The organism is Streptomyces chartreusis (assembly GCF_008704715.1).
Classification (GTDB): domain Bacteria; phylum Actinomycetota; class Actinomycetes; order Streptomycetales; family Streptomycetaceae; genus Streptomyces; species Streptomyces chartreusis.
This window is the reverse complement of sequence record NZ_CP023689.1, coordinates 2,223,386-2,239,994: the sequence shown is the minus strand read 5'-3', so window position 1 is coordinate 2,239,994 and position 16,609 is coordinate 2,223,386. Positions and strand designations below refer to the sequence as shown.

12 protein-coding genes are annotated in these 16,609 nt (G+C 72.1%); 6 read left to right on the top strand and 6 right to left on the bottom strand.

Features of this window, described 5'->3' with window-relative positions; all coding sequences use genetic code 11:
* Window positions 1-101 precede the first annotated feature (101 nt).
* The 3 genes from CP983_RS09345 to CP983_RS09335 form a co-directional block, all read right to left on the bottom strand.
* Window positions 102-1,961 (bottom strand): glycoside hydrolase, encoded by a 1,860-nt coding sequence (locus CP983_RS09345; RefSeq protein ID WP_150499256.1) that lies wholly within the window; start codon window positions 1,959-1,961, stop codon window positions 102-104.
* 11 nt (window positions 1,962-1,972) lie between these two features.
* Window positions 1,973-3,220 (bottom strand): ROK family transcriptional regulator, encoded by a 1,248-nt coding sequence (locus CP983_RS09340; RefSeq protein ID WP_107908366.1) that lies wholly within the window; start codon window positions 3,218-3,220, stop codon window positions 1,973-1,975.
* 164 nt (window positions 3,221-3,384) lie between these two features.
* Window positions 3,385-4,638, bottom strand: a complete 1,254-nt coding sequence (locus CP983_RS09335) for a D-arabinono-1,4-lactone oxidase (RefSeq protein WP_150499255.1) — start codon at window positions 4,636-4,638, stop codon at window positions 3,385-3,387.
* Window positions 4,639-4,782: 144 nt separating this feature from the next.
* On the opposite strand from CP983_RS09335, the gene CP983_RS09330 reads away from it, so the two are divergent.
* The 6 genes from CP983_RS09330 (at window position 4,783) to CP983_RS09305 (ending at window position 12,416) form a co-directional block, all read left to right on the top strand.
* Entirely contained in the window at window positions 4,783-5,790 is a 1,008-nt protein-coding gene (locus tag CP983_RS09330) for a hydroxyacid dehydrogenase (protein ID WP_150499254.1), read from the top strand.
* Window positions 5,791-5,914: 124 nt separating this feature from the next.
* On the top strand, window positions 5,915-7,252 hold the full coding sequence (locus CP983_RS09325) for a radical SAM protein (RefSeq protein ID WP_150499253.1): 1,338 nt from the start codon (window positions 5,915-5,917) through the stop codon (window positions 7,250-7,252).
* Between the two features lie 216 nt (window positions 7,253-7,468).
* A complete protein-coding gene (locus CP983_RS09320; RefSeq protein ID WP_150499252.1) occupies window positions 7,469-8,950 on the top strand; it encodes a cellulose-binding domain-containing protein in 1,482 nt (493 codons plus the stop codon).
* A 245-nt stretch (window positions 8,951-9,195) separates the two neighbouring features.
* The gene (gene rsgA, locus CP983_RS09315; protein ID WP_150499251.1) at window positions 9,196-10,287 is read left to right on the top strand and encodes a ribosome small subunit-dependent GTPase A; all 1,092 of its coding nucleotides are present in this window, start codon (window positions 9,196-9,198) and stop codon (window positions 10,285-10,287) included.
* Window positions 10,288-10,461: 174 nt separating this feature from the next.
* A complete protein-coding gene (locus CP983_RS09310) occupies window positions 10,462-11,865 on the top strand; it encodes a DNA-3-methyladenine glycosylase 2 family protein (protein ID WP_150506489.1) in 1,404 nt (467 codons plus the stop codon).
* Entirely contained in the window at window positions 11,865-12,416 is a 552-nt protein-coding gene (locus tag CP983_RS09305) for a methylated-DNA--[protein]-cysteine S-methyltransferase (RefSeq protein ID WP_229914670.1), read from the top strand. Before CP983_RS09310 ends, CP983_RS09305 begins: the two co-directional genes overlap by 1 nt.
* Here CP983_RS09305 and CP983_RS09300 read toward each other — a convergent pair.
* From CP983_RS09300 to CP983_RS09290, 3 genes are all read right to left on the bottom strand, one after another.
* A complete protein-coding gene (locus tag CP983_RS09300; protein ID WP_150499250.1) occupies window positions 12,413-14,731 on the bottom strand; it encodes a glycosyl hydrolase family 95 catalytic domain-containing protein in 2,319 nt (772 codons plus the stop codon). The two genes, CP983_RS09305 and CP983_RS09300, sit on opposite strands and share 4 nt — an antisense overlap.
* 122 nt (window positions 14,732-14,853) lie before the next feature.
* A complete protein-coding gene (locus CP983_RS09295; RefSeq protein WP_150499249.1) occupies window positions 14,854-15,336 on the bottom strand; it encodes a DUF456 domain-containing protein in 483 nt (160 codons plus the stop codon).
* A 121-nt stretch (window positions 15,337-15,457) separates the two neighbouring features.
* A complete protein-coding gene (locus CP983_RS09290; RefSeq protein WP_150499248.1) occupies window positions 15,458-16,447 on the bottom strand; it encodes a helix-turn-helix transcriptional regulator in 990 nt (329 codons plus the stop codon).
* Between the last annotated feature and the right edge of the window lie 162 nt (window positions 16,448-16,609).

The window sequence follows — 16,609 nt, the reverse complement described above, 5'->3', positions numbered from 1 at the left end:
GAAGTCTGCACGAAGCGTTGTGCAACGTTCGGAATACCGGACGTCAGGGGGTTGCGGACCATCGCACCGGGGACCCGCAACCCCCTTGGTGGTTACGGGAGTTACCGGCGCAGCCAGACCTGGTTGGCGCCGCCGTTGCAGGTGTAGAGGCCCACCTTGCTGCCGTCGGCCGTCGCCTGTCCGCCGACGTCGAGGCACTTGCCCGAAGCCTCGCTGACGACCTGCCCGTTGGAGTTCAGCAGCCACCGCTGCCCGGCGTCACCGGTGAAGCCGGCCGTCGTCTTGAGCCCCGAACTCCCCGCCGTCAGATAGCCGTCGGGGCCCTTCAGCGCACCCCGGCGGTCGTACGACCACTCCTGCCCGGCCGCGCCCGTGCAGGCGCCGATCACCGCACCCGAGGCGTCGGCGGTCAGGCACTTGCCCGACTGCTCGCCCTGCCAGGCACCGGTCAAGGCCGAGGCGGCGGCGTACGGCTTCTGGTCGAGGACGTACGTCGTGATGGAGCGGGCCGGCAGTGCCGCGGACACCGTGCCGCCCTTCACCGAGGGCCGGGCGACCTTCGCCCAGTTCTCGTCGGCCGACGTACGGACCGCCTCGGCCGCCCGCAGTGGTGACTTGCTGTTGAAGTGCAGGTCGAGGTCGGTGCCGGTGGTGTTGTGGTTGTTGACCACGACGACCCACTTGCCGTTGCGGTCGTAGACGGAGGCCTCGACGCCGTCCGGCAGACCCGTGACGTTGTGCATGACCGAGCCCGGCTTCACGAACCTGCTGTACTGGCCGAGCGCGTAGTACCGCTTGGTGAAGTACAGCGTCCGGTTGCCGTTCTTCGCGTAGTCCGGGTCGTAGTAGATCAGGCCGTCGTTCCAGCCCTGGTCGTTCCTGGCGAGCGGGTCGGAGCCGATCATCTCCGACAGGGCGACCCACCAGTGGAACGCCGAGTCGTGCGCGGTCGCGAAGTCCTTGTAGATGATCCGGGACAGGTTCAGACCGCCGTCGATCGTGGGATCGTACTCCTGCGCCCAGCCCGTGCCGCCGTTGCCGAAGCAGCAGATCTCCGTCGACCAGGAGGTCCTGCCCACCGACTTCGAAGTCTCGTACACCTTCGCGCGGTCGGCGTCGGAGGGGTTGTCGTAGGTGTGGTGGGCCAGCTTGTCGACGTACTGCGCGGTGCCCGGCTCGTCGATCCAGCGCGGTACCTCGTCGTTGAACTTCACCGTGCTGGTCGACTCGTCGGCGATGATGCCGGTCCGCTGCCCCCGCGCCCGCTGCTCGGCGCCGAGCGCCCGCACGATGTCGTCGCGCTGCGGGACGTCGACGAGCATGCCCTCCTGGCCGCAGGAGTCGAAGCTGTTCGTCGGCTCGTTGAAGGGGCTGATGTAGTCGAATTTCACGCCCTGTTTCGCGAAGTGGTCGGTGACGTCGGCGACGTACTTCGCGAAGTCCTGCTCGTTCTCGGCCTTCAGATAACCGCCGCAGCTCTTGCCGTTGGTCTTCCACTCGGCGGGCGCGCTGTTGACGAAGCCGATCAGATCCTCGACGCCGTACTTCGCGGCGGCGTACAGGAACGCACGGCCGGCCTTGTCCTTGCTCCAGTCGTACGTGCCGTCGTCGCCCCGGAAGTCCTCGGGGGCGCGCGGCGCGTAGGTCACGCCCGTGCCGCCACCGCCGATGTTGTAGCGGTAGGCGCTCAGGTCCAGGCCGTCGGGGGCGAACAGCAGCCTGGCCACCCGGGCCTGGACCTTCGGGTCGAAGTTCTTCAGGTCGTTGACCCACCAGGCGCCCGAGGCACCGATGTTGTCGATGGCCTGCGCGGCGTGCGGGGAGACCTCGGCCGCCGGAGCGGCGGCTGCGCCCGCGGACGGGGCGGATATCAGCGGGCCCGCGACGGCCAGCGCCGCGGCGGCCGTCAGCAAGGCCGATCTGTTGGGGTGGGGGTTCCTGCGGGGGAGAGTCACGTGCATCCCTTCCGTCGTCACGAAGGTGGTGCGGTACGGCTCCTTGCGGGGGTGGTGCGTTTTGCGGCAGTCCTCTGGCCCACGGTCTGCAGGGCCCCTTCGAGCGCGAAGGTCGCCGCGCCCAGGCACACCGGGTCGGTGGGGATGGCGGAGAGGACGATCTCGGTGGCGGCCAGCGGCCGCCTCAGCGCGTGCCGGGCGACGGCCTCGCGCACCTCGTGCAGCAGCGGTTCGCCGAGCGCGGCGGCGACCCAACTGCTCAGCACGACGACTTCGGGGTTGAACAGGTTCACCAGGTCGGCGATCCCGGCACCCAGATAGCGGGCGGTGTCCCGGACCACCTTCAGCGCCACCGGATCCTGCGCCGCGACCCCACGGGCCAGCGCGTCGATCGTCGCCGTCTGGTCGTCCGGGTGCAGCAGCGCGCTCTCGGCGGCCAGCTCCCGCAGGTTCACCATGATTCCGGGCGCGCCGACATACGTCTCGACACAGCCGTGGTTGCCGCAGTGGCACAGCCGCCCGTCCAGCACGAGCGTCGTATGACCCCACTCGCCGGCGCTGTTGCTCACGCCCCGGTGCAGCCCGCCGCCGAGCAGGAGGCCCGCGCCCACGCCGGTGCCGAGGTTGACCACCACGGCGTCGCCGCGACCGCGCGCCGCCCCGAACCACAGCTCGGCCACCGCACTCGCGCGCAGCGGGTTGTCCATGTACAGCGGGTAGGCGATGTGCTCGGCGAGCAGATCGAGCAACGGCACGTCGTGCCAGTCCCAGTTGGGCGCGTACTCGGCGACACCGGTGTCCCGGTCCACCTGCCCCGGCACGCTCACCCCGACGCCGAGCACCCGGGCGCCCTCCACCCCGGCCTGCGCGACCACCGAGCCGACGGCGGCGGCGACATGGCCGACGACCTGCTCGGGGCGGCTCTCACCGGGGCGCATGTCCTCGTCGGCGCGGGCAAGGACGTTCAGCGCGAGATCGAACAGCTCGACCCGGACGTACGTCTCCGCGATGTCGACGCCGATCAGCGCGCCACCGGAGGCGTTGACCGCCACGAGCCCGCGGGGACGGCCGCCCGCCGAGTCCTCGAACCCGACCTCCGTGATCATCCGGAGGTCGAGCAGCTCGCCCACGAGCGTGGCGACCGTGGCGAGACTGAGTCCGGTGGCGGCCGCCAGCTCCTGCCGGGAGGTGGGTGACGCGGCGATGATCTGGCGCAGCACCTCGTAGCGGTTCGCCGTGCGGATGTCGCGTGATGTGCGCTTCACCGGGTGCCCCCGTCCCTTCGCTCCGGCCGGGTCGTCGTCGGCACCGGCGCGGCGCAAGGCTATGGTGTGCGGCGGACTTTCGACAAGGGGTTAGGAAAGGGGCTGTAGAAAGTCTTTCCGCTGGAAGCACCAGGTGTGGGGGGACCGGCGGGTATCAGTCGCCGTCAGGCGCCGAGGATATCCCGCACGAACGCGTTGGCGAACTTCCCCTCCGGGTCCAGCTCCCGCGCCAGCGCCCGGAAGTCGCCCAGCCTCGGATACCGCCCCCGCACGACCTCCGCCGGCAGCGCGAACACCTTGCCCCAGTGCGGCCGGGGCTCGAAGCCGGCCAGCGCCTCCTCCAGCCGCCGCACCACCGGCAGCACGGCGGCCGCGTCCTCGACCCACGTGAAGTGCAGGGCCACCGTGTCCCGTCCGTGGGCCGGGCTCAGCCACTGCTCGTCGGCCGCGACCAGGCGCACCTCGCAGGTCTGGAGCACCGGGGCGACCGTCGCCCGGATCGCGTCGATCGCGTGCAGCGCGGCCAGAGCGTGCTCGCGCGGCAGCAGATACTCCGACTGGATCTCCGCCCCGCTGCTCGGCGTGAAGTCCGCCCGGAAGTGCGGCAGTCGCTCGTGCCACGGCCCGGGCACCCCGAACTGCTCCGTGCAGTTGACGGCCGGCATGCCCGGCACCGGGTGCAGCTTCTCGGTGGCGGGCGCGGCCCAGGGGAAGTCCGGCAGCGGTTGGTCGGTGCGCCGCTTGAGCCACACCTGCCGGAAGCCGGGCGCGCCCCAGTCGGTGAACATGCTCACGCTGTACGCCGACGACATCACCGTCTCGAACGCCGCCATGTCCAGCCCGTCCAGCGGCAGTTCGGTGAACAGGTGCTGCTCGACGTCGAAGGACGGCTCCAGGTCCAGGGTCAGCGCCGTGACGACGCCGAGGGCCCCCAGCGAGGTGACGGCGCCGCCGAACCGCCGGTCCTCGCGGCCGACGGTCACCACCGACCCGTCCGCCGTGACCAGCTCCACCTCCCGCACCGAGGTGGCCAGCGAGCCGTTGCCGATCCCCGAGCCGTGGGTGCCGGTGGCGACCGAGCCGGCCACCGAGATGTGCGGCAGGGACGCCATGTTGGGCAGCGCCAGGCCGTGCGCGTACACCGTGCGGGCGAGTTCGGCGTACCGCACACCGCCCGAGACCCGCACCGTACGGGCCGCCCGGTCGACGTCGATCACCGGAGGCAGATCGGCGATCGACAGCAGCACACCCTCGGGGCCCGGCTCGGCGATCTCGTTGAAGGAGTGCCCGCTGCCCAGCACCCGCACCCGGGCGCTCCCCGCCACCAGCGAGCCGATCGCGCCGACCGAGTAGGGCCGGTGCAGCTCCTTGGCGGTGTAGGTGATGTTGCCCGCCCAGTTGGTGATCGTCTCCGTCATGCCCGCCGTCCTCCAGGGTGAGTGCCTGCGCGTTGACCCTCTCATCCGCGGCTGCCTACCGTAGAGACCGTTTTCCACGGCCACCACACCCGCCCCATTCGGCCGTCCCGTCCCGCCCCACCTCGCCGAGCCGGAGGCCCGTCCTTGACCGAGCGGCCGCACGCCCTGTTCGCCATGTCCGCCGAGAACGTGCCGCTGGTCTTCCCGCCGGGAGTGCTGGCGCGCCTGCGGGAGTCGCTGGACATCGACCCCGGCCTGGTGGCCGAGGACTTCACCGACCCGCGCATCGCGGACTCCCTCGCCCGCGCCGAGATCCTGGTCACCGGCTGGGGCTGCCCCCGCCTCGAACCGGCCGTCCTCGACGCCGCCCCCAAGCTGCGCGCGGTGCTCCACGCGGCCGGCTCCGTCAAGGGCCTCGCCACTGGCGAGCTGTGGCGGCGCGGCATCTCGGTCAGCTCGGCGGCCCTGGCCAACGCCGTGCCGGTCGCCGAGTACACGCTCGCCGTGATCCTGCTCGCCGGCAAGGACTTCTTCGCCGCCCGCGACCGGCTGCGCGGCGAACGCGTCTTCCCCGGCTGGGGCCTGGTCCCCGGCATCGGCAACCACGGCCGCCGGGTCGGCGTCATCGGGGCCTCGCGCATCGGCCGCAGGCTGATCGAGCTGCTGCGCCCCTTCGACCTGGTCCCCGCGCTCAGCGACCCCTACGTCGACACGGCGGGCGCCGCCGCCCTCGGCGTGCCCCTGCTCCCGCTGGACGACCTGCTGCGCACGTCCGACGTCGTCACGATCCACGCCCCCGACACCCCCGAGACCCGCCACCTCATCGGCGCCCGCGAGCTGGCCCTGATGCCCGACGGGGCGGTCCTGGTCAACACCGCGCGCGGCGCCCTGCTCGACCACGAGGCCCTGATCGCCGAACTGCGCACCGGCCGCATCTCCGCGATCCTCGACGTCACCGACCCCGAGCCCCTGCCCGCCGACTCGCCCCTGTACGACCTGCCGAACGCCGTCGTCACCCCGCACCTCGCCGGCTCCCAGGGCAACGAGGCCGCCCGGCTGGGCCTCGCGGTCACCGAGGAGGCCGAACGGCTGGTGGCGGGCGAGGAGCCGGCGTACCCGGTCGACCCGATGGCGCTGGCGCGGGAGGCGTAGGGCGGCCCCGGCGATCCGGAGGATGCCTGACACATACACCCAGGAGGGGACCCGATGCGGTCCCGGCTCCGGTGGGGGCATACCGTGAGGAGTCGTACGCCAGAGAGCCTGGAGGAGATTACGGATGGGCAGCCGCACCGCACTGGTCGAGGATCTGATGGAGCGATTCCCGCACGTTCCGCGGGAAGCCGTCTTCAAGGAGGACCTGCTCCGGGGCGGAGTCGCCTTCGACCCGTCGGCCCTCAGCGACAACGAGGGCGGCGAGGTCAAGCCGAAGTCGTACTTCATCTTCTCCTTCGACCACGGGACCCTGCCGGAGCTCGGCGAGGCCGCGCTGCGGCGCCCGCCGGAGGAGATCATCCTCACCGGCGGGCCGTACGACCTGCGCCGCACCGTCGTCTCCGTGCGCGTGAACCCGGCCTCGCCCTACCGGGTGGCCGCCGACGAGCACGGCGTGCTCGGCCTCTACCTGGACGGCAAGCGCGTCTCGGACGTCGGCGTGCCGCCCATGCCCGAGTACTACCGGCACACCCTCTCCAACGGGAAGTCGGTGATGGAGGTCGCCCCGACCATCCAGTGGGGCTACCTGATCTACCTGACCGTCTTCCGGGTCTGCCAGTACTTCGGCGCCAAGGAGGAGTGCCAGTACTGCGACATCAACCACAACTGGCGCCAGCACAAGGCGGCCGGGCGGCCGTACACCGGCGTCAAGGACGTCGACGAGGTCCTCGAGGCGCTGGAGATCATCAACCGGTACGACACCGCGAAGGCGTCGACCGCGTACACGCTCACGGGCGGCGCCATCACCTCGAAGCTCCAGGGCCGCGACGAGGCCGACTTCTACGGCATGTACGCCAAGGCCATCGAGGAGCACTTCCCGGGCCGCTGGATCGGCAAGGTCGTCGCCCAGGCGCTGCCCAAGGACGACGTCCAGCGCTTCAAGGACTACGGCGTGCAGATCTACCACCCCAACTACGAGGTGTGGGACGAGTACCTGTTCAAGATGTACTGCCCGGGCAAGGAGCGGTACGTCGGCCGGGACGAGTGGCACAAGCGGATCCTGGACTCCGCGGACGTCTTCGGCGCGCGCAATGTGATCCCCAACTTCGTGGCCGGCGTGGAGATGGCCGAGCCCTTCGGCTTCAAGACGGTCGACGAGGCCATCGACTCCACCACCGAGGGCCTGCGCTTCTTCATGTCCAACGGCATCACGCCCCGCTTCACCACCTGGTGCCCCGAGCCGACGACCCCGCTCGGCAAGGCCAACCCGCAGGGTGCGCCGCTGGAGTACCACATCCGGCTGCTCCAGGCCTATCGCCAGACCATGGAGGACTTCGGGCTGTCCTCGCCCCCCGGGTACGGCCCGCCCGGACCCGGCAACGCGGTGTTCTCGGTGAGCTCGTTCATGGACAGCCTCCCGGCGCAGGAGCCGGCGACGACAGAGACTCCGTCGGCGGTCTAGTCGGGGCGGCACGGATGCCGGTATAGGTGAGACGGAAGGGGCTCGCGTCCGTAACTGTGGCTGGAGTTGCCGGTCCACCACGGTCTGTCATGACATCTGAACACAGCGCTTGTCAGTTGTGTTGAAAACGTGAAAGGGTCATGTCCCGCCGCGAGGTTCCCCCCAACTCCATTGCCAATATGGCGAGTTGACCTCGCATGTGGATGCAGGAGACTCATGCCCGACCTGCCGACCCCTCAGGACGCCACCGAGGCCGCGCTGTTCTCCGAGTGCTGGGACGCCGTGCTGTCGTACGCCGACCTGTGCACGGCCGGGTCCTCGGCGGCCAAGCAACTGGCCGCCGAGGCGTTTTCCGCCGGCATACGTGAGGCCCGCGAGGCCGAGGCCATAACCTTCCGCAGCGCGGGCCGCCGCCCCGCCCGCCTGCCCCGGATCCCCCTCCTCCTGACCGCCGTACGCAACACGGCGGCCGCCTGGGAGGAGAGCGGGCAGGGCCACAAGCTGGACCCCGACCTGCGACTGTGGCTCAACTCCGACAAGGCCGCCCGCTTCGCCGGACCCCCGCTCCAGCGCCCGCTCGCGCTGCGCGGACTGCGCGACATGCAGGAACCGGACGCCGCGCTGCTGTGGCTGGCCGAGGTGGAGGCGCTGCCGCAGGCCGTCGTGGCCCGCAGGCTCGGCCTCGACCCCGCCACCCTCGCCGAGGAACTCACCCAGGTTCGCGGCGTGTTCCGGGACCGCTGCCAGCGCAACCATCTCGACACCCCGATGGACGCGCAGTGCCGCAGTTACGCCCGCCTCCTCGACGCCGTCACCCGCTCCACCGCCGCCGACACCCCCGGCGACCTCTCCCGCCACCTCGCCACCTGCGTCAACTGCGCCGAGGCCGCCGCCTGTCTGCGGCTGCACGGCGGCGGGCTGCCCGGGGCGCTGGCCGGCGGAGTGATCGGCTGGGGCGGCCTCGCCTACCTGGAGCGCCGCCGTCGGGCCGCCGAGGTGCGCCTGGGCGCCGGACGCCCCGAAGCGCCGGATGCGGACGCGGGACCGCAGAACCCCGGCGCGCACAAGGCCCGCGTCGTGCGCAACGGCCTGCTCGTCGCCGCCGTCCTGGTCTCCGCGCTGGCCCTCGCGGTGTCGATGACGCCGGGCGGAACCGGTGACGGCACCGCGGCGGGCGGCGACGCCTCCGACCGCCGGCCGGTCGCCGACCCCGGCTTCTCCCTGCCGGTCACGGCCGCCACCCAGTCGCCCACCGGCTCCGCGGAGCCGTCGCGGAGCGCCCCGCACGAGGACTCGCCCGAGCCGAAGAACCCCAAGCCCGAACCCCAGGGCACCCAGTCCTCCACGGCCCGCGAGGACGACCCGGAACCGTCCCCGAGCGCGGCCCCCGCCTGCGAGGTCGTCTACGACCTCGTCAACGAATGGCCCGACGGCTTCCAGGCCACCGTCACCGTCACCACCGAGGAGGCCCTGGACGACTGGCGCGTCGGCTGGTCCTTCCACGACGGCCAGACGGTCGGCCAGATGTGGGACGCGAACTTCGCCCAGAACGGCTCCCGGATCACCGCCGAGGCCGCCGACTACAACCGCACGGTCCCCGCCGGCGGCTCGCTGGCCTTCGGGTTCATCGCCTCCTGGGAGGACGAGAACTCACCGGCGGCCGACTTCACGCTCAACGGGGAAGACTGCGCCTCATAATTCGGTTGACGGGCCTTCCCCGGCCCCGGCTAAAGTGACAGCGGTTCAAGGCGGTGGCCGATCGGCCACCGCAGTCGAGCGGACGTGTACGAGGAGGTGTCGACCCATGGCTGTCTTTGCGACGAGCGCTGCCCGCATCCAGACCATCAAGTCCACCTCCGTGGCCGCCGGCTGAACCCAGACTTCACTTCCCTCCGCGCCTGTGCGCGCGGCTGCCGGGGCCATTCCTCGTGAAGGGTCACCCGTTGACTTCCACCTCCGTTTCCACCGCGTTGGCTCCCTACGGCTGGGACTCGGCCTGGGCCGACGCGTTCACCCCGTACGACGCCCAGGGGCTGCTGCCCGGGCGCGTCGTGCGGGTCGACCGCGGGCAGTGCGACGTCGTCACCGCCGACGGTGTCGTACGCGCCGACACGGCGTTCGTCACCCCGCACGACCCGATGCGGGTCGTGTGCACGGGCGACTGGGTCGCCGTCGAACCTGCGGGCAATCCACGTTACGTACGGACGTATCTGCCGCGCCGTACCGCATTCGTACGCTCCACCTCATCCAAGCGGTCCGAGGGGCAGATCCTCGCGGCCAACGTCGACCACGCGATCGTCGCCGTGTCGCTGGCCGTCGAACTCGACCTCGGTCGCGTCGAGCGTTTCCTCGCCCTGGCGTGGGAGTCCGGCGCGCAGCCGGTCGTGGTCCTCACCAAGGCCGACCTCGTGCCGGACGCGGTGACGCTCGCGTACCTCGTCCAGGACGTGGAGACCACGGCGCCGGGCGTGCCGGTGCTGACCGCCAGCGCCACGCAGGGGGAGGGGCTCGACGTCCTCTCCGCGCTCGTCGGGGGCGGTACGTCGGTGCTGCTCGGGCAGTCCGGCGCGGGCAAGTCGACGCTCGCGAACGCGCTGCTCGGCGAGGACGTCATGGAGGTCCAGGCCGCGCGCGACGTCGACGGCAAGGGCCGCCACACGACCACCACCCGCAACCTCCTCGCCCTGCCCGGCGGCGGAGTCCTCATCGACACACCTGGGCTGCGCGGCGTCGGGCTGTGGGACGCCGAGGTCGGCGTCGGCCAGGTGTTCTCGGAGATCGAGGAGCTGTCCGCGCGCTGCCGCTTCCACGACTGCGCGCACGAGAGCGAACCGGGATGCGCGGTGCGCGCCGCCGTCGACGCCGGTGAGCTGCCCGTGCGGCGGCTGGAGAGCTACCGGAAGCTGATGCGGGAGAACCAGTGGATCGTGGCCAAGACCGATGCGCGGCTGCGGGCCGAGATCAAGAAGGACTGGAAGCGGAAGGGGGCGGAGGGGCGCGCGGCGATGGAGGCGAAGCGGGGGCGGTGGCAGTAGCGCCCACGGGGGTGCCTCGTCCGTCGGCTTGCGGCTGCCGGTTCGTCGTGGCTGGTCGCGCAGTTCCCCGCGCCCCTTGAAGGACGCGGCGGAGCCGCTCCCCCCAGGGGTTGCAGGGCTGTGTCCGATTTCCGCTAGCAGTGGCTCCCGCAGCGGCGGAGACTGGGCAGTGTGATGGACGAAGACAGCAGGTACGAGGCGGTGCGCAGCCGTGATGCCCGGTTCGACGGGGAGTTCTTCTTCGCCGTCGAGACGACCGGCATCTACTGCCGCCCGAGCTGCCCGGCGGTGACGCCGAAGCGGCGCAACGTACGGTTCTTCGCGACGGCCGCCGCCGCGCAGGGCTCGGGTTTCCGGGCCTGCCGGCGGTGCCGGCCGGACGCCGTGCCGGGGTCGGCCGCGTGGAACGTACGGGCCGATGTGGTCGGCCGGGCCGTGCGGCTGATCGGCGACGGCATCGTCGACCGGGAGGGCGTCGCCGGACTCGCCTCCCGGCTCGGCTACAGCGCCCGGCAGGTGCAGCGGCAGCTCACCGCCGAGCTCGGCGCGGGCCCGGTCGCACTCGCCCGGGCCCAGCGGGCGCACACCGCGCGGGTCCTGCTCCAGACCACCGAACTGCCGATCACGGAGATCGCCTTCGCGGCCGGGTTCGCCTCGGTCCGCCAGTTCAACGACACGGTCCGGGCGGTCTACGCCTCGACCCCGAGCGAGGTGCGCGCCGCCGCGCCGCGCGGCGGCCGCTCCGCAGGCCGTACGGCCACACCGTCGGCCGGCATACCCCTGCGGCTCGCCCACCGGGGCCCCTACCAGGCCGGCGCCGTCTTCGACCTGCTGGCCGAGGAGGCCGTACCCGGCATCGAGGAGGTCTCCGGCCCGGCAGGAAACCGCACCTACCGGCGCACGCTGCGGCTGCCGCACGGCACCGCCATCGTCGCGGTGGAGGAGGCGCCGGGCGAAGCCGCCGGGCAGGGACGTGCCGCCCACCCCGGCGGCTGGCTCGACGCCCGGCTCCACCTCACCGACCTCCGCGACCTGACCACCGCCGTACAGCGGCTGCGGCGACTGTTCGACCTGGACGCCGACCCGTACGCCGTCGACGAACGGCTCGGCGCCGACGCCCGGCTCGCTCCACTGGTCGCCGCCCGGCCGGGACTGCGCTCGCCCGGCGCCGCGGACGCGGACGAACTGGCCGTACGCGCGCTGGTGGGCCCGCGGCGCGCCGAGGAACTGGTGCGCCGGTACGGCAAGGCGCTCGACGCGCCCTGCGGCAGCCTCACCCACCTCTTCCCGGAGGCCGCCGTGCTCGCCGGGGCCGAGCCCCGCGGCCCCCTGGGCGCGCTGACCACGGCCCTCGCCGACGGTGCCGTACGGCTGGACCCCGGCGCCGACCGCGACGAGGCGCACGGCGCGCTGCTGAGCGTGCCGGGCCTGGACGCCCGGACCATCGCGGTGATCCGCACCCGGGCCCTGGGCGACCCCGACGTCGGCCCGCCCGGCGCGGACACCCCCGACAGCTGGCGCCCCTGGCGCTCCTACGCCTTGCAACACCTGCGTGCAGCAGGGGAGTTGGATCAGTGATGACGACGAACACGAGGACCGCCATGGCCGCCGACGCCACCCCCACCCCGTGGACCGAGCTCGACAGCCCGCTCGGCCCCCTCCTCCTCACCGCCGACCCCGCCACCGGCGCTCTGGCCTCGCTCTCCGTGCCGGGTCAGAAGGGCGGGCGGACCGTCCAGGACGGCTGGCGGCGCGACCCCGCGCTCTTCCGCGCGGCCGAGGAACAGCTCGCCGCCTACCTCGCCGGTGAACTCAAGGAGTTCCAGCTGGAGTTGAGCACACACGGCAGCGAGTTCCGGGAGCGGGTCTGGGCCGCCCTCGACGACGTGCCCTACGGCGCCACCACCACGTACGGCGCGATCGCCACACGGATCGGCGCTCCCCGCGCCGCCGTGAGGGCCGTCGGCGGCGCGATCGGCGCCAACCCGCTGCTGATCGTCCGCCCCTGCCACCGGGTGATCGGCGCCGACGGCTCCCTGACCGGCTACGCGGGCGGCCTCGACCGCAAGGTGCGGCTGCTGACGCTGGAGGGCTCGCTCCAGGAGTCCCCCGGCCCTCGCTCGCTCTAGGCGTCCTCCAGCCCCCAGCGGGGCGCCTCCCCGTTCGGCCGGACCGGCGCGATCGTCAGGTCCGGCCGGTCGCCCCGCGCCGTGATCAGCGCCGACCTCCCCTTCGGCAGGGCGATGCGGATCGCCCCGTCACCCGCGTCGGAGTACCGCAGCGGACGGTCCCTGCCGTCCCGCACCTCGACCGGTCCCGCGATGCCGTGCCGCACGACGCAGGGCGCGCCCGCCTCGCTCGTCAGCCGCACCCAGCGGGTGACGCCGCCCGCGCGGACCGCCGACAGCAGGAACGCGCCCTGCGTACGGAAGTCGTGCACCGTCACGTCCTGCCACACGTCCGGGAGGGCGGGGAAGACGCGGACCGTCCCACCCCAGGACTGGCACACCATGTCGTGCAGCGACTGGGCGGCCGACAGCGGTGTCTCGATGACCGGGCCCGACTCCTTGTACATCGTGTTGGGCTGCACGAACCGGTTCATCAGCTCGCCCAGATACCGCAGGGCGTCCGCCCCCTTGCCGAGCAGTGCGGACATCGACGCCGCGCCGGTGAAGGTGTAGCCCTGCAAGGCACCCTCGAAGCCCACCCAGTGGGCCAACGACCGCTCGATCAGGACCCGTTCGTCGGCGCTGCGGCCCGTCAGCTCGTACAGCGGGTACACCGCGAGCAGATGGGAGTAGTGGCGGTGCGACTTCGCGAACGGGATGTCCGCGCCGATCATGAAGCCGTTCGCGTCGGTCGGATACGGCGCCCTCTTCGCCAGCACCTCACGCCAGCGGGGCGCCGACTCGTCGTCGATGCCGAGGAGTTCGGCCGATTCGAGAAGCGTGCGGCAGCCCCAGGTCAGCAGCATCAGGTCGTAGTTGCAGTCCCGTGAGTCACCGCCGTACTCCGGGGAGAACGTCGCCGGCAGATGCAGCTTCCCGTCCGGGCCCGGCTCCAGGAAGTGCAGGTAGTAGGCGACCGCCCTGCGGAGCAGGGGGAACAGGACGTCCCTGAGGATCGATTCGTCCATGGTGTGGCGGTAGCTCAGCCAGACGTTGTGCAACGCCCAGGTGAGGTTGCCGACCTCCGGGGTGGGCGGGTTCTGCCCGGGGACACCGACGCCGTAGCCGGTGAGCGGGTCGGCGGCCCCGTTGACCAGCCGGGGATCCGTGGTGCGCGGGATGCCGAGGGAGTCGGCGCGGTACGGGGCCGGTGTCTCCGCGGCCAGGTTGTCCCGGAACTCGCTCAACGACCGTGTGATCGCGTCCAGTTCGAGATGGTTGGAGCCGTGGATCAGCCAGTACTCCAGCTGAGCGTTGAGGTTCCACCAGGTGTTGGGCCACGGGGTGGGCTCCAGCCAGGGTCCGCTGGTCGCCATCACGGGGGCGTCGCGGCGGGCGGCGGAGGCCGTCTTGTACAGCTGGATCCAGTAGAAGCGCTGCATCCGGGCATCCGGCAGGGACAGGAAGCTCTTGCGGTAGTAGGCGTGCCACCAGGCCCGGTGTGACACCGCCAGTGCCGAGTAGGACAGCGGGCTCGTGCGGCGTACGGCCTTCAGCGCCCGCTCCAGCGCCGACGTACCCGGGTACGAGTGCGCGACATGAACGTACAGCGTTTGCGCCCTGCCCGAGCTCCGCTCCCGCCACGCCGTCACGTGCTGTCCGCCCGCCAGCAGGGGCTGCACTGCCGCGGACACACCGTCGTGCTCGGCGACCTCGGCGGGCGGGTTGCCCCGGTAGCCCTCGGGCAGCGGCTTGAAGGCGGCGCGGGGGCTGATCGCGTCCGCCGGGTGGAAGACCCACCGGAAGTCGCGCTCGCCCGCGCTCGGGGTGACCTCGACGGCGAGGACCGAGCGGTCGTTGTGCACCAGGGCCCGCAGCGCCAGCGTGCCCCGGTCCGTGGTGAGCGTGCCGGTCAGCTCGGCGTCGCGCAGCCCGAGCCGCCAGTCCACGCCGGTGATCGCGCCCACCGGCTCCAGCGTGAAGTGGCCGATCGGGAGGCGGGCCAGCCCGAAGAGCGAGCCGAATTCAGGACGGTGGTCCTGCACCTCGGAGTGCTGGACGTTGAAGCGCACGGCGCTCTTCGCGGCGCCCGGCTCGGCGTAGATGCCGGAGCCGAGGAAGCCGTTGCCGAGGAAGGGGCCCTCGTACCAGGTCGCCGGCATGCGGCGCCAGACGAGGTCGGCGTCGTCGAGGACGCTGCGCCAGGGGTCGGAGGAGCCCGGCGCCCCGGGCTTCGGGCCGGCCGCGCTCGCCTGTTCGGGCAGCCCGCCGGCGAGGAGGGTCCCGCCGAGAGCGGAGCCGGTGGCGAGCACGGTACGTCTGGACGGGCTGGGCATGGCGCCTCCCGGCGACTCGTACAGCTGCATGGAGATTCATCGGAGCTATCCCGGAACGCAACGTAGGGAACGTGCCAACCGTCGTCAATAGTGGAGTGAGTAGGGGGGAGAGACCCGATGTATCAGCCCCAGATCACGGCTCCCAGCCAGGCACCCGCGATCAGCTGGCAGGTGAACAGCTCTGCCAGCACGCTCGACCCGCCCGAGCGCATCGCCGTCCGCAGCGCCGACATCGCCTCGCCGTGGCTGCCCAGACGCAGCCGTTCCTCCAGGTAGACACCGGCCATGAAGCCGGGGATCGAACCGATGACGGGGATCAGGAAGAAGCCCAGGAAGGACCCCGCCGCGGCGTACACGGTCATCCGGCGGCCGGCCCAGTTCGGGCGCGACCGGCGGGGCGGGAGCGCCCAGCGGACCACCTGGGACAGGAACAGCGCGACCGTGGCCCCCACCAGCACCCACCACTCGACCGGCTGGGGGTCCTTCACCGTCCACCACATCACGCCGGCCCACACCAGCCACGACCCCGGCACACCGGGCACCAGCACTCCGCACAGGCCGAGCAGGAGGACCAGACCGACCAGCAGCAGGTCCCAGACTCCCATCTGACCAGAGTGCCGGAGCCCGCGAGAACGCGCAGATCAGCGATGCCGCAAGGGGTACGGTCCGGTGCTCGCGCCGCATGTCAGCGGCGCCGTACGGGGTACGCCCTCGCGCCCCCGCACGTCAGCCCCGCCTTTCCCGCGACACCCACCCCCGCTCGTACGCGTGCCACCCCAGCTGCAGCCGGGTCGACACCCCGGTCAGCTCCATCAGGTGCTTCACCCGGCGCTGCACGGTCCGCAGCCCCAGGTCCAGCTGCTTGGCCACGCTCGCGTCTGTCAGGCCGGCCAGCAGCAGGGAGAGCACCTCCAGATCGGTGTCGTCGGGGCCCTCCGGCTGCTGCTCGGCGACGCCGGACTTACCGAGGCTGACCGGCAGCGCGTCCCGCCACACCGACTCGAACAGCCCGGAGAGCAGCTCCAGCAGCCCGCTCGCGTGCACGACCAGCGCGGCAGGCTCCGCGGTGTGCGAGGTCAGGGGCACCAGCGCCAGCGTCCGGTCGGCGATCACCAGCTTCGTCGGAACCCTGTCCACCACCCGCACCTGCTCCTCGCGGCCCAGCGCGGCGGACAGCTCGGTGATGCCGTGCGGCTGGTCGAGGACCGCCCGCTCCAGGACCACGCGATAGCGCACCCCGCGATCGGCGGCCTGCTCCTCGGCGTCGTTCTCCATGCCGGTGACGGCGACCGGGCTGCCGGTGACCAGCGCACACACCTCGTCGCTCGCGCCGAGCTGGAGCTGGAGGAAGCGCTGCGACACCGCGGCCGCGCCGATCACCACCTCGACCAGGTCGTGTACGGCTGTCTCGGTGGCCCCCGCCCGGTACTCCTCGGCGAGCAGCGCGGCCGCCAGCTCAGCCTTCTCCAGCTCGTGCCGCTGCTGGGTGAGCAGCGCACCCAGCGCCACCCCGGGCGGCGCGGCGACCCAGCGGCCGGGGCGGGCCGAGGACTGGGCGGCGAGCCCGTGCCGCTCCAGGCGACGGAGGGCGCGTTCGGTGTCGTGCTCGCCGAGCGTCAGCCGTCGGGCGAGATCGGTTACGTCGGCGGCGCCCGCGGACACCAGGGCCCGGTACGCCGACTCGTGCGTCTCGTCGAGACCAATCGCTCCCAGCATCGGGCCGCGTTCCTCCCCAGGTCGAACACCGGTGTCCGGTCCGTGGCGGAAAACGGCCACGGCGCAAAACCGCCTCCGCACATCATCGCGGTACCACCGCTCACTCTGCCAAGGTGTCGCCACCGCAGCATCAACCACCGCCCGCAATGCCCGAGTTGGGCC

Coding starts and splice junctions, on each gene's coding strand:
- CP983_RS09290 (WP_150499248.1), bottom strand. CDS start 16,447: ATGCTGGGAGCGATTGGTCTCGACGAGACGCACGAGTCGGCGTACCGG.
- CP983_RS09335 (WP_150499255.1), bottom strand. CDS start 4,638: ATGACGGAGACGATCACCAACTGGGCGGGCAACATCACCTACACCGCC.
- CP983_RS09305 (WP_229914670.1), top strand. CDS start 11,865: ATGACGACGAACACGAGGACCGCCATGGCCGCCGACGCCACCCCCACC.
- CP983_RS09300 (WP_150499250.1), bottom strand. CDS start 14,731: ATGCCCAGCCCGTCCAGACGTACCGTGCTCGCCACCGGCTCCGCTCTC.
- CP983_RS09325 (WP_150499253.1), top strand. CDS start 5,915: ATGGGCAGCCGCACCGCACTGGTCGAGGATCTGATGGAGCGATTCCCG.
- CP983_RS09320 (WP_150499252.1), top strand. CDS start 7,469: ATGCCCGACCTGCCGACCCCTCAGGACGCCACCGAGGCCGCGCTGTTC.
- CP983_RS09345 (WP_150499256.1), bottom strand. CDS start 1,961: ATGCACGTGACTCTCCCCCGCAGGAACCCCCACCCCAACAGATCGGCC.
- CP983_RS09295 (WP_150499249.1), bottom strand. CDS start 15,336: ATGGGAGTCTGGGACCTGCTGCTGGTCGGTCTGGTCCTCCTGCTCGGC.
- CP983_RS09310 (WP_150506489.1), top strand. CDS start 10,462: ATGGACGAAGACAGCAGGTACGAGGCGGTGCGCAGCCGTGATGCCCGG.